The 14,001-nt window shown below is 36.7% G+C and carries 10 protein-coding genes and 1 pseudogene; 6 read left to right on the top strand and 5 right to left on the bottom strand.

Annotated elements, in window-relative coordinates; genetic code table 11:
* Positions 1–265: 265 nt before the first annotated feature.
* Positions 266–545 (top strand): annotated as a pseudogene (locus ACFIK8_RS00470) (integrase arm-type DNA-binding domain-containing protein); the annotation flags it as partial.
* A gap of 1,524 nt (positions 546–2,069) precedes the next feature.
* Here ACFIK8_RS00470 and ACFIK8_RS00465 read toward each other — a convergent pair.
* From ACFIK8_RS00465 to infC, 3 genes are all read right to left on the bottom strand, one after another.
* Positions 2,070–3,842, bottom strand: a complete 1,773-nt coding sequence (locus ACFIK8_RS00465) for an ABC transporter ATP-binding protein (RefSeq protein WP_375635388.1) — start codon at positions 3,840–3,842, stop codon at positions 2,070–2,072.
* A gap of 64 nt (positions 3,843–3,906) precedes the next feature.
* Positions 3,907–4,092 (bottom strand): hypothetical protein, encoded by a 186-nt coding sequence (locus tag ACFIK8_RS00460; RefSeq protein ID WP_375635389.1) that lies wholly within the window; start codon positions 4,090–4,092, stop codon positions 3,907–3,909.
* 345 nt (positions 4,093–4,437) lie between these two features.
* Entirely contained in the window at positions 4,438–4,956 is a 519-nt protein-coding gene (gene infC / locus ACFIK8_RS00455) for a translation initiation factor IF-3 (protein ID WP_026500140.1), read from the bottom strand.
* Between the two features lie 195 nt (positions 4,957–5,151).
* On the opposite strand from infC, the gene ACFIK8_RS00450 reads away from it, so the two are divergent.
* The 3 genes from ACFIK8_RS00450 to dapE all read left to right on the top strand — a co-directional run bounded on the left by ACFIK8_RS00450 (position 5,152) and on the right by dapE (position 8,106).
* A complete protein-coding gene (locus tag ACFIK8_RS00450) occupies positions 5,152–5,931 on the top strand; it encodes an alpha/beta hydrolase (RefSeq protein WP_375635390.1) in 780 nt (259 codons plus the stop codon).
* 31 nt (positions 5,932–5,962) lie between these two features.
* A complete protein-coding gene (locus ACFIK8_RS00445) occupies positions 5,963–6,709 on the top strand; it encodes a M48 family metallopeptidase (RefSeq protein WP_375635391.1) in 747 nt (248 codons plus the stop codon).
* Positions 6,710–6,933: 224 nt separating this feature from the next.
* Positions 6,934–8,106, top strand: coding sequence for a succinyl-diaminopimelate desuccinylase (dapE, locus tag ACFIK8_RS00440; RefSeq protein WP_375635392.1), 1,173 nt, complete (start codon positions 6,934–6,936; stop codon positions 8,104–8,106).
* A gap of 1,627 nt (positions 8,107–9,733) precedes the next feature.
* Here dapE and hemW read toward each other — a convergent pair.
* A complete protein-coding gene (gene hemW / locus ACFIK8_RS00435; RefSeq protein WP_375635393.1) occupies positions 9,734–10,933 on the bottom strand; it encodes a radical SAM family heme chaperone HemW in 1,200 nt (399 codons plus the stop codon).
* On the bottom strand, positions 10,930–11,577 hold the full coding sequence (gene rdgB, locus ACFIK8_RS00430; protein ID WP_375635394.1) for an RdgB/HAM1 family non-canonical purine NTP pyrophosphatase: 648 nt from the start codon (positions 11,575–11,577) through the stop codon (positions 10,930–10,932). The genes hemW and rdgB overlap by 4 nt, the downstream gene beginning before the upstream one ends.
* 528 nt (positions 11,578–12,105) lie before the next feature.
* Between rdgB and hrcA the strand changes: the two genes are divergently transcribed.
* Together hrcA and grpE are read left to right on the top strand one after the other, a co-directional pair.
* Positions 12,106–13,176 carry a heat-inducible transcriptional repressor HrcA gene (gene hrcA, locus ACFIK8_RS00425; RefSeq protein ID WP_375635395.1) on the top strand — a complete coding sequence of 357 codons (1,071 nt, stop codon included), beginning with the start codon at positions 12,106–12,108 and terminating at the stop codon, positions 13,174–13,176.
* A 124-nt stretch (positions 13,177–13,300) separates the two neighbouring features.
* Positions 13,301–13,963 (top strand): nucleotide exchange factor GrpE, encoded by a 663-nt coding sequence (grpE, locus tag ACFIK8_RS00420; protein ID WP_375635396.1) that lies wholly within the window; start codon positions 13,301–13,303, stop codon positions 13,961–13,963.
* The last annotated feature ends 38 nt before the right edge of the window (positions 13,964–14,001 follow it).

Below are 14,001 nucleotides of genomic sequence, written 5' to 3'. Positions count from 1 at the left end.
TTTCTAAATCTGAGGAAGAAAACATAGGCTAAAAGTCCTATAAAAAAAGAAGCTTTTTGTTGAGGCGTGAAGAAACATATCTAAAATACTCAATTTTTGTTTATACTATCCTCTAAAGGGATAAAATCTTCACGAAAGACAGTATGTTATTTGCTGTTATATATTTATTTTATAGAAATACTTTACCTTGTTCTCAAAACCATTCGCCTTGTATGTTACAAGCGGAGAATCCTGTGTGGATAAAACTATTGAGAAATGATTAAAAATGCCTCTTATGAATTATCTTGAGAGCTAAGAGCTGTCGCAACATTAGGGGCTAGCACTATAGTGTAAATGGTGCCGGCTTGTTACTCCATAAGCGTAAAGATGAGGGGCTTAATGGATTTATCGTTATACAATTCACGAACGTTATCGCGAAATGGACTTGGGGAGGACTTTGAGAGAGGTCTCTTTAAAACAAGCACCTGAATTTGCAATACAATGGCATTCTGTTCTTACGTGAAGGGCGTGATTCCATTAAAGAACGCGATAAACAAAAGCATGAGATAAGCGTAGAATTTATAAAATATCGATTTTATTTTCAAACGCATTTAAAGCAATATTTTTTAATAATAAAAATTATCTATTATTTTAGATTTTTGTTTATTGTGTTTTTGAATTAGATCACTTTTCTTATAACGAACAGCTCCCCAAACAGAACACTCCAAAATATAACACTATTGTGTTGCAAATTCATGTGCTTGTTTTAAAGAAACATTTCTCAGTGTGCGCTTGAGCCTATTTCATAAGATTGCTTGTGAAATGATATAAAGTACCCCTTATGAATGGTATAAAATCCATACTACCATTGTTAATAAAGGTATAAGTATTTATTAAAGATATAAGCCGGCATTATCATTCTATTTTCCAGCTTCTCATGTTGCCGACAATCTTTTCACTTGAAAATGTAGAGGTATTTTTATTGCTTATCTTAAGAGTTTTTATGCATACACCAATATCTCTTATGACGTACAACAAGTGCTTTTGATTAATTCATCATAAATATAAAGAAAATTTGCAATAAGTAAATTACATCTTATCTTTTATTTAAGATGTAAAGTAATAAATTATGATTATAAATCAAAGTATTAAAATGCAGGTCAAAAGATATTTTTTGTAAAAATGTTTATCAGAGTTATATGTCATATTTTTCTATTTAGGCGGTTAAAAGAAAGAGGAATGTCATTTTACTTTTCATCTGTTTTTTTGCATGTTGAAATCATAGCCTTATATAAGCACTAACGTTGTGCATTTATAAACTCTTCAAGAAGTTAAGGTATTGGAGGAATATCACTTTAGTTTCTAGATATAGAAAAAACAGCAAAGCTTGCTTTAAAGCAAGCTACAACAGTAAAAAAGTTTTATAATAAATCTTCTCTTATTTTTTCAATGTTTTTCTTTTATGCTGAGTGTATCTATAATTTGCAGCATAATTATAATTGTCAGCCTATCCTGTTGTACCATAAAAGACCGACATTTGAGGTGCGGTAATGTAAGGCATGTAAGTCTTTTTGACAAAGTATTTTGAAAGCACGTGGTGAATATTTAGGGTAAGCCTTGTATAAGTGAATCACATAAGTTGTTATCAAGTGGAACGAACTCAATAAAAATCTGGATTGTTTACAGATCCGATTGGGTAGAATCTTTGTTCTTTAAGATGTGTGGAGAAAAAAATTGTCAGTGCAGGGATAAACACGGATAAAGATTGTATTAATCCAGATTCATCATCATAATCCGCGGCAATTTTTTCAAACCTTGATGCTCTATCTTTTAGGATTCGCAACATTTATGAATGTTTCAACACTTATTTGAGGAAGGGAAGGGGTTTTTGAAGTTTCATTGTTAAAGTCAATTGCATTCAACAAAATGACGAGTAAAGTTTTCATCTAAATCCAAGAAGTTTATTTTCAATAAACCATAAATTCTTTGCCAATTCTTGATTGAAGTAATACTTTTGCTTGGTAACAAGACTTTTTTATAAATGGAGCATTACCTTCTATCCATTTTTATTTCAAATCTTATTTAAGAATCTAGAAATTAGGAGGTATGTTTTTGAACTGGATATTATGAAGTTTTTTATAAAACCCATGTTCTTTTGCTAGCAATTCTTTCTGAGTACCTTGTTCAATCAGTTGTCCATTTTGTATGACCACAATTTTATGAGCACGAGCAATCGTTGAAAGGCGATGAGCAATAATGATCGTTGTGCGTCCTTTGGTAAGGTGTTGAATGGCTTCATTAATTTGTGCTTCGGTGTGTGAATCAAGCGCACTCGTTGCTTCATCAAGAATCAGAATTTCGCTATCGTGAATCATTGCTCTAGCGATAGCGAGTCGTTGTTTTTGCCCCCCTGAAAGGTTACAGCCATTATCACCTATCTGTGTATCATAACCATTTGGCAAACTCATAATAAAGTCATGAGCATTTGCTGCTTTTGCTGCTTCGATAATTTCGTCATCACTAGCCCCTTCTTTTCCAAGCCCGATATTATATTTAACAGTTCCTTGAAAGAGAAAAGTATCCTGTCCTACATAGGCCATCAGGTTTCTCAGAGAGCGAAATGTTGTGTAGCGAATATCTTGATCATTAATCAATATGCGTCCTTTTGTGGGGTCATAGAGGCGCATAATAAGGTTGATAAGGGTTGACTTTCCCGAACCGGATGGTCCCACTAATGCTGTCATTTTTCCGGCTTCTATTTCTAGGTTGATATCTTTCAATATCATTTTGTTATTAGTGTATGCAAAAGAAACATGTTCGAAACGAATAGTTCCTTGCGTTTTACTCAGATCTTTAGCTTCTTTATGTTCTATAACTGTAAGGGGACAATCGAGTATTTCAAACATCGTACGGATATTGACCAAGCCAGATTCAATTTTGACACGTACATTTGCTAGCCTTTTTGCGGGTTCATACGCTAAAAGTAAAGCAACAATAAAGGACATAAATTCACCTTGAACACCTGCGCGTTCGGTTGCAAGATAACCGGAAAAACAAATAATACCTGCAATGGCAATACCCGTGAGTGTTTCCATAATCGGACTGGTAATAGCTTCGAGTGTTGCAATATTGTTTGTTTGTTTTTCAACATCACAAATGGCTTTGTCCATTCGTTTTTTCATGACTTCTTCTAGTGAAAAGGCCTTTATGATTCGAATACCAACAGCCGTTTCCTGTACGATTTTGATAATTTCACCAAGTGAAAGGAGCTCTTTTTCCATCAGGCGGCGAACGCGTTTTAAAGCCATTCGAACGCCTAAAAAAGCTAGTGGTCCTACGATTAAAGTAATGGAGATTAACACAAAGTTTTGAATGAACATGACAAGCAACAGACCACTAACGGAAAGCAAATCACGTACAAAAGTTGTGATAATAGTATCAATTATATTACGTACAGCTGTCGCATTATGAGTTACACGAACAAGAAGATCAGATGAAGTGTTATTATGATAAAAAGAGACTCCTTGTTCCATAAGTCGTGCAAAAATTTTACGCTGTTGTTCAGCAATGATACTATTGCCTGCTTTGTTTAGAAAGTAAGTTTGGGAAAAAGTTGCAACTCCTTTGAGAATAAAGATAAAAGCAATGAAGCTAGAAATCAAAACAATTATAGGAAAATTTTGTGCATCAATAATCTGATTAACAACATCACGCATAATCCATGCACTGGTTGCTGTGGTACAAGAAATGATGATCATTGAGAAAATAGCCGCACTGTACCAACGCATATGTTTACGAAAATTTTCTCGCAAAAGGCGGATAATAAGATGTTTATCAAAAGAGGAAATTTGTTTTTTAGCCATGAATTGCTTCCATATTCTCTCATTATTTTATGCAAGATTGAAACATTCTTAATTAAAAAGCCCCTTAATCTTTTTTACAAAAATAGCCTTTTCTTTCAAGGTTCATCACATCAATTTCACGACGGCGAGAGTGAAAAATGTAGTGCAAAGTTTCTGTAAAAGGTATAGTGAAAATTCGTTGTTCATCATTATTTTTAATTTTCAATAAAAGGTAACGGCGAGTTTCACCATTGTATTTACCAATTTCCATATTGTGATAGCCTTTGGCACTTGAAATAGCTCACAAAAAACATTTCTGCTTTTTTAATAATTTTTATGTATCATCTCCGTTTGTGATGTGTAAGCAAACAATTTTGCCGCATTGCATGATAAGAGAGCTTGAAATAAGAAGACCTTACGATGTTTGAGCTTTCTCATTTAATATGCAAAATAACGAATTCTTCTTATAAATCGATAAAGCATTATTAAACTCTTAAAAGGATTTATACACATTTATAAAACCTTAAAAGCACCACAAAAACTCTATGTGGTGCTTCTAAATAATGCCATACGCCTATTTTGATGAGTTGCATGCAAATATTATTCTAATGCAAAACTATTTAGGTGCTATCACCATCATCATTTGCCGGCCTTCAAGCTTTGGCTCCAATTCAATTTTGGCAATTTCACTTGTATCTTCTTTCACACGCTGAAGAAGCTTTAATCCAAGATCTTGGTGAGCCATCTCACGACCACGAAAACGCAAAGTAATCTTTACTTTATCACCATGATCAATAAAGCGATGAACAGCCTTGAGTTTGACTCCATAATCATGGACATCAACATTTGGGCGCATCTTAATCTCTTTGATTTCGATGACTTTTTGCTTCTTACGTGTTTCAGCAGCTTTTTTTTGGGTTTGATATTTTAATTTGCCCAAATCGATGATTTTACATACGGGTGGCTCCGCATTTGGTACAATCTCAACCAAATCAAGCCCCGCATCTGCAGCCATAGCAAGAGCTTCTTGTATCGCAACAACCCCCTGATGTTGTCCCTCATCATTAATAAGCTGAACATGAGGTACTCGGATATCCTGATTTGAACGTGGTCCGTCTTTTTGGGTAGGTGTCATTTTAAACGGTTTACGAATGGTTTATGCTCCTTAATTTTGATTCAACTACAGTTAATTTAATATACAATTATGCACCTAAAAACAACTATAATTCGTGTCTTTTTCATTATTTGATTTATTACTTTTGGGAATGATTTAGATTATAAAAGTTTTTCTCTTAATTTAAAGGAATTGTTTTATGGAGGATAAAGAATCATGGATCAAAATATTCCTTGTCAGTTTTTTTCGTTTGAGAACACCGCACTTGCAGTACGTTATCGCAAAGGCAGCCATTCTCTAGGTTTAGTTTGGCTTCATGGCTATCTGTCCGATATGTCAGGGGATAAGGCGATGTTGGTTGATAGTTTTGCTCAGAAGAATGATTTGTCCTGCTTACGTTTTGATTACTCTGGACATGGAGAATCTGAAGGTGATTTTTTTCAAGGAACGATTTCACGCTGGGTTAAAGAAAGTTTAGCGGTTTTTGAAAATTATTGTGAGGGGCCACAAATTTTGATTGGCACCTCTATGGGCGGGTGGATTGCGCTAAAGCTTGCTATGATGCTAGCACAGAAAAATAAGAAGCTTGCTGGCATGATATTGATTGCTCCAGCACCTGATTTTACACAAACATTGGTGGAACCAAAATTAGGCCCAGAAGAATGGAAGATTTTGGAGGAAAAAGGCTATATTGAACGACCTGCAGTTGATGATACAGAGCCAATGCCCTTTACAAAAACATTGATTGAAGATGGACGCGAAAATTGTGTTATGAAAGGATGCATTGATGTTGGGTGTCCAGTCCATATTTTACAAGGGATGGAAGATGAAGATATTCCCTATCAGCATACATTGACTTTACTTGATCATTTACCTCTCCATGATGTAACATTGACACTTGTTCGTGATGCAGGTCATCGCTTTTCTCGTCCGCAAGATTTAGATTGCCTCGAAACGGTATTGAGATCTTTTATTAATCAGATTAATGCAAAATAAGGGGTACATTTATTGATGAAGATAAAAATATATGAGCATTTCTAAACAGCATTTTATTTTTTCTGATCGCTCTGTACCTGTACGGGTGCGGGAAAATAAGTGCGCGCGCCGTCTTACCTTACGTATTGATGCGAGCGGACGGAGGATTTGTGTAACAACACCACCAGCGATAAGTCTCTGTACGATTCAAAGTTTTATTGAAAAGCATCGGTCTTGGATTGAGGCACGTCTTGCTCGTGTACAAATCTCTCATGAAAATGCTTATCTCAAAGAGGGGGCAACGATTCCTTTATTGGGTGTTTGCCATTCCATAAAGCATAGAGAAGGACGTGGGGTGACGGAAATTATTGCAGGAGATGCAGAACAAGACCCTCAAATTATCGTTTATGGTCAATTAGAATATTTGCCAAGGCGTGTTGCTGACGTTTTGAAAAAACAAGCAGCACGTATTATAACACCTTTGGTGGCACATTATGCCCATAAAGTAGAGCGTAAAGTCAAATCAATTTGTTATAAAGATACGAGAAGTCGTTGGGGGTCTTGTTCAATAGATAAGCGTCTTTCTTTTTCTTGGCGCCTTGTTATGGCACCAAAAGAAGTTGTGGAATATGTTGTTGCTCATGAGGTTGCTCATCTTGTTGAAATGAATCACGGTCCAAGATTTTGGGCTCTTTGTGAAGAACTATGTCCTGATAGTAAAACGTATCGTGCTTGGTTGAAGGAAAATGCTCATAGATTGCACGCAATTAATTTTGATTCATATAATTTAAAGGCGTAAAAAGCTTTCCAATGAAGGCAATATTTAACGGAACTTTTTGTCGAGTGTTTTGTTGTGTGTGTACTTGCTCATGCATAATGAGGAAGCCATTGAAGCTCTCAGCACGATTGTTCTCCCCTGCTTGGTTTGCTGAGTGTCTTCAATGTTTTTGCTTTATCTTTTTTGTAATTCAGCGTAATAACCTTAAGTTCCGATAACTTATAAAAAAATGGGAAGGGGAGCTTATGCCTGTTCTTACAGATCCACTTCAGCTATTACAAAGACTTATCCGTTGTCCTTCTGTTACACCTCATGAAGCAGGGGCTTTATCAACTTTGGAACAATTTTTGAAAAAAATGGGATTTCATGTTGAGCGCCCTATTTTTACGGATAAAAATACAGATAATGTTGAAAATCTTTATGCAAAAATGGGAAATGAAGGACCCCATCTTATGTTTGCAGGTCATACAGATGTCGTACCACCAGGCGCATTGGATGAATGGACCTATTCACCTTTTGAAGCTGTCATAGATCAGGGAAAATTATATGGGCGGGGTGCTGTTGATATGAAGGGCGGAATCGCTTGTTTTATTGCGGCGTTGGCTCGAGTTCTAGAAAAACAGTCTATTAAAGGAACAATAAGCCTTTTGATCACTGGTGACGAAGAAGGTCCTGCACTTAATGGTACGGTAAAACTTCTGAAATGGGCAGAGCAAAAAGGGGAAAAATGGACTGCAGCTCTTGTCGGAGAACCAACAAGCGTAAAAACTGTTGGGGATGTCATCAAAATTGGTCGCCGCGGATCGATTTCTGGTATCATTACCGTGAGAGGTCGCCAAGGTCATGTTGCTTTTCCTGAGCGGGCAGCCAATCCATTGCCTTTAGTAAATAAGCTTATTCAAGCATTGACACTAAAAGCCTTAGATCAAGGTACAGAAAATTTTCAACCCAGTAATTTAGAGCTAACAACCATCGATACGGGGAATCCCGCGGTGAACGTTATTCCAGCGCAAACAACAATCCGTTTTAATATACGCTACAATGATCTTTGGACAAAAGAAACGCTTATGACAGAAATTGAAAAACGCCTTGCTTTGGTGCAGCCAAAAAATAAGAATGATCAATTACCCTACTATCAGCTTGAATGGATTCCAAGTTTGGGAGATGTTTTTTTGACCAAAAATGATAAACTCGTTAAAACTTTATCCAATGCTATTGAAGGTGTGACAGGGAATATACCAGAATGTTCAACTTCGGGGGGGACTTCGGATGCGCGGTTTATTAAAGATTATTGCCCAGTGGTTGAATTTGGCTTACCAGGGCAAACGATGCATATGGTAGATGAGTGTGTAGCCCTTGATGCAGTGGAAACGCTTACTACTATTTATGAGCGTTTTATTGTTGATTTTTTTGCATGAAGAAATGATTGCTGGTTCAAAAATACCTTTATCTTGTTGTGCCATAAGATATTGCCATTTGAGGTGTGGTAATATGAGACACGTAAGACTTAATATATTAAGTGGGTTTAGAATAAGTGATGAATATTCTTAAGTTGTGATTCTTGCCTGTAGAGTCTTTCGTTAAGTGAATTACATAATTGGAAAGCCAAGTGGGACCTGCTTTAAGAAGCAGAACTGTTTACAGTCCATATTGGATTAAAAATATTCGTTCTTTAAAGTGTAGAAAGGAAGTCAATACGCAATCATATATGGAAAACAGTGAATATTTATATCATAATTGTGTGATGACAGGTTGAAGCCATAAAGACACACAAAAACATGTTGCTATTGTAAAAAATTCGTACAGCATAAATGCGTTCATTCACAGCTCATGCCTTAATATGGTTTCTGCACTCTCATAAAAGGCACTTCTTGTTTCAATTAGCCTCTCTTAGAGTAAAGCCCATAGAGATGCGCTTTAAGTTTGTTTTATTTCATATATTTTCCCCTTCTTTTTTGTCCCCAAAAACTTCCATTGCAAAATCATTACGAGATAGAAGGTGAGCTTATTTAATCAGCTTTAATATTGGTTATGATAAAGATACACAGAAATTCTTTTGTAGCAGCACGTTGACCTCTTTAGACAAGGATTTTCCTAGTGTTATTCTCAATTTTTTAATAAAATAACCTTAAAGGACGCGTACAGACACTCATAAGCATGTACGCAAGTAAGATCATATGGGATTACTATCATTTCGCTCGCTAACAAAGCAATCTCGATTCATATCTGGTATATTTGCCATTTAAGTGCATTGTTTGTTTAATAAAGTTCATGATTTTCCTGTGACCTATAAATCAATACCAATCATACAGCCGCGTATCTCAAATAAATATTGGTTCAGTATTTTTTGCGACAACAGCTTTTATATGCCAGAATAGGATAAAAGTATTGTGTATATCTATTCTTTGTAATCTCTGAAACAGACATACAACCACAACCTCATTGAGGGAAAACATAAAGGTATAAAGGTGAAAATCAACGTGCTTTTTTACTCTCCTTTTTTATTCGGTTTTACGATTTTCAAAAGTATCTAGAGTAATATCTTTTTAAATAATCAGAGCTTAATGCATGGTTTCATGCTTATTTCTCTGGTCCTTTAAATGGTGCCACGATTTCATAAAAAACAATACATTATCGTATTATGCATTCACATACTTGTTTTAAAGAAATTTTCTCAATATTTGTCACATTCGTGCAACTACGGTGCTTATGAATAGTGTAATATAAAATTTTCCGTGAAATGTATAAAGTCTACAGTGCCTCACCATCTTTACGTTTATGAAAAAGAAAGTTAGACCACCATACACTTTCTAGCTCAAAATATTGCGATAGCTTTTAGTACTTAAGGGTGTTCATAAGAGTCCTTTTTACTTCTTTTTTATAGCTTTTATCCATACGCTTCTCTACTTTTAAGGTGTAAGCAAATGGTGGTAACTAATTTACTATAAATAGTTTTGAAATGAGAGAATCTCACGATATTCTAATCTCGCCTTTGCTAGGAAAAATGATAATTATGATTAAAATAAGTATGTTGTTATAAAAACTTTAGTTTGCGAGTTGGCTGATGATGTGATCAAGAACAATACGTCCTTTGGTTGTCGCTTTTAAGCGTTGGTTATCCACCATTTCTATCAATTCTTGGTGTTGTAAATCGATCAGTTTTTCCATTGGGATGCGTTTAGGGCTTAAGGTTTCATAGCGTATAAGTTCTAAGCCTTCGCAAAGGCGTAATCCCATAAGGAGCATTTCATTTGCCTGTTGTTCAGTGGTTAAATGTTCCGTTTCAATACAGCCATGTCCTGTTGTTTCTACCAAATTAAGCCACTGTTCGGGATGCTTTTCATTTATTGTGACATAACGTTCGCGGTTTTCAAGATGTGATGACAATGTTTTTGAACAGGCAGAGGAATGATTCGGTGCGTGCTCAATGAAACGTCCATGTGCTCCTGGACCAAAGCCTGCATATTGGTGATAGCGCCAATAAAGAAGATTGTGTGCTGATTCAGCACCGAGCATTGCATGGTTTGAGATTTCATAGGCAGGAAGTCCATGCAGTGCCGTTATTTCTTGGGTAAGATGATACAGATCTGCTGCTAACTCTGATGGGGGAAGGATAAGTCTTCCTGCATCATGAAGCCGTTTAAAGGCAGTTCCTTCTTCGATCGTCAATTGATAAAGAGAAAGATGGTCCGCTGCCAAATCAATTGCTTGTACAAGTTCAGATTTCCATTGTTCAAGGGTTTGTTCGGGGCGGGCATAAATGAGATCAAAGGATAAACGTGGAAAAATTTGCCGTGCTAAAGCAATGGCACAAAGAGCTTGTTCCACATTATGGAGTCGGCCAAGTTTGCGCAATGCTTTATCATTGAGCGCTTGTATCCCTAGAGATAAGCGATTAACACCTGCTGCACGGTATCCACGAAAGCGTTCTACCTCCACACTGGATGGATTAGCTTCTAATGTAATTTCAACTTTATCATCGACTACCCATTTTTTTGCAAGTGCTTGCAATAGGGCATCGACAGTTCGCGGCTCCATAAGAGAAGGAGTTCCCCCACCAATAAAAATACTTGTAATATGGCGTGGGCCTATTTTGTGGTATTGCGTTTCTATTTCGCGCTTAAAGGCGGTGACAAAACGTGGTTGATCAACACCATGGATGCGAACATGCGAATTAAAGTCACAATAAGGACATTTAGCTGCACAAAAGGGCCAATGAATGTAAATGCCAAAAGGTTCATTCATGAGAATGCTAAAAGGTTTTCTGCCAAAAGTTTGAAAGCACGTGCGCGATGTGAAAGAGGGGGAATATCATTACATTTCCAGTTGTGTTTTTGCTCTGTTGACATTTCTCCAAAGGTATTTTCATATCCATCTGGTAAAAAAATAGGATCAAAACCAAAGCCTTTGTCGCCCCGTGGAGGCCAAAAGAATGTTCCTTCAACGCATCCGCGGAAGTAATCTGCATGAGCATCAGGCCATGCAATGCAAATGACGGATATAAAACGGCATTTTCGTTGGCTTTTTTCTCGCGCTCCGACTTTTTGGAGTTCATTTTCTATTTTTTTCATAGCTTTTGGAAAATTACGTGTGCCATCGGCTTGAATTGCCCAATCAGCGGTATAAACGCCTGGCGCACCCTCCAATGCATCTACCTCTAAGCCTGAATCATCAGAAAGGGCAGGAAGTCCTGTCTTTTTTGCTGCTGAAAAAGCCTTAATATAAGCATTTTCTTCAAATGTTTTTCCCGTTTCTTTTGGTTCTGGCAAGCCCAGTTCTTTTGCCGATTGTATTATTAAATCGAAAGGCGTAATTAAAGTAGTGATTTCATGCAGTTTGCCGGTGTTATGTGTAGAAATGACAAGTTTTTTATCTGCTATGCTTCTCATATAGATTTCTCCAAAAATGAAAGGGGAACTATTTTTGTGCTAAAAACCAGCTTAAATACTCATATACACACATTCTGCTTGATTTTACATGATATGATTATTTTACACGTTTTATGATATTTTATTCCAACAAAATTTTTTATCTTGTACAAAGATAACCTTGCAAAAATATGAAAGGCATGTCTTTTTGATGATAGCACTTTTATGGTAAATTTCCAATTTCCGGCTTGCTCTAAAAGGTGAAATTTTCTACTTATAGCGGTTTTTAAACAATCCAGATTCTCTTAGTCAAATTCTCTTGGCAAGTCCCTACAGCAGACCACTTTATAGATCAACTCTTATCTTAAATATTTTTCACACACTCTAACAAAAAATACCTCCTGCGTAATTTATCAATCATCATTCTGAAAGGTAGCATTTTACGGCTCAATAGGATAATATGCTTTTATACTACTTTAGACTATTTGACCAAACCTTGGCAAAACTTATATAAGAGATGAGGATTTTAAAAGTAGTGAAACAATTGTGATGAAGCACAAAACTATTGATAATGAACTAAAATATCTTGATGAACGTTCACGTGATATTTTTCGCCATATTGTTGAAGCTTATCTTAATGATGGTGAACCTGTAGGGTCACGCAATCTTTCACGGCTTTTACGACAGACATTATCACCTGCGACGATTCGCAATGTGATGAGTGATCTTGAACATCTCGGTTTGATTTATGCACCACATGTTTCTGCGGGTCGAATGCCGACACAATCAGGTTTACGCTTTTTTGTAGATGCATTTATGGAAGCGGGTGATTTGCCAAACGAAGAGCGAGAAAATATTGAAATGCAAGTCAAAGAGGCTGGTCATGCACAATCGGTTGAACATTTTCTTGTTCAAGCAAGCCGAGTTCTTTCAGATCTTTCACGTGGGGCAGGGCTTGTTTTAGCAACAAAACAAGAAGGAACATTGAAACATATTGAATTTGTGCGCCTTGATAGGGAGCACGCTCTTGCCGTTTTGGTGACTCAACAAGGTGAAGTTGAAAATCGTATTGTTCATTTGCCAGAAGGGGTTACTCATGCACAACTGACGGAGGCAACGAATTTTCTCAATGCTCATATTCAGGGGCGAACATTGAGTGAAGCTAAAGAGGAAATTGCACGTTTATGCTCAGAAACACGGGCTGCACTTGATGATTTATCGCATCATCTTGTTGAAACGGGATTAGCTCTTTGGGGAGGAGAAGGTGCTGATCATAAAATACACCTCATTGTTCGCGGGCGTAGCAATTTACTTGAAGATGTGAAAGCAGAAGAAGATTTAGAACGATTACGCCATTTGTTTGATGATCTTGAAACGCGTGAGAGTATGGCACAGCTTCTCGATTTAACGGATGAAGGTTCTGGGGTTCGAATTTTTATTGGTTCAGAAAATAAGTTATTTTCACTTTCTGGTTCTTCTTTAGTTGTAGCGCCTTATCGTGATTCACAACAAAGAGTCATTGGTGCTTTAGGCGTTATTGGTCCTACACGGCTTAATTATGCAAGGATTGTGCCCATGGTTGATTATACAGCTCAACTTGTGTCACAGTTATTGCGTTAAAACGATGCAGGTAAGTATTTGTACTATAAAAGCTCATTGTATTATATACATCGATACCCCTTGATTTTTGTCTGTAGAATTTCGATATCGAGAATAACGAATCTTATGAAGGAATAAAATTTTTATGTCTGATGAAAAAAACAAATTTACTGACGCTTCATTTGAAAATTGTGATTTAAAAAATCCAGCTGATCGTAATACACTTAAACAGGCAGCCGATGAATTTTTAAAAACACATAAAACAGAGGAACACGAAGACGTTGAAAAAGAAAGCAATGAGGTTAGTGATCTTTTAGCGTCTTTGCAGGATGAAAATAAAGAACTGAAAGATCAGCTTTTACGTCTTGTTGCAGATATGGAAAATCTTCGACGCCGTACTATGCGAGATGTGGCGGATGCAAAGGCTTACTCCATTGCTAATTTTGCACGGGATATGTTATCGGTTTCTGACAATCTCAATCGTGCTTTGGAAGCTATTCCAGAAGGGGCGCGGGAAAGTGATGCTGGTTTGAAATCATTGGCAGAAGGTGTTGAAATGACTGAACGTGCCATGATGGCAGCATTAGAACGTCATGGGGTGCAAAAAATCCATCCAGAGGGGCAAAAATTTGATCCTCATTTTCATCAAGCGATGTTTGAAATTCCTAATGCCGATGTTCCAGATAATACTGTTCAACAAGTTGTTCAGGCAGGCTATATTATCGGGGAAAGGGTGTTACGTCCAGCTATAGTGGGTGTAGCCAAAGGAGGAGCAAAAGAAGCTTCTGTTGAAACTGATTCTGCTTAAAACACATCAATAATAAATCTCCAACATAAAATGCAGTA

It is taken from the genome of Bartonella sp. MR168JLCBS (genome assembly GCF_042194175.1).
Note: the sequence above shows the minus strand (reverse complement) of the source record. Positions and strands in the feature narration are given on the sequence as shown.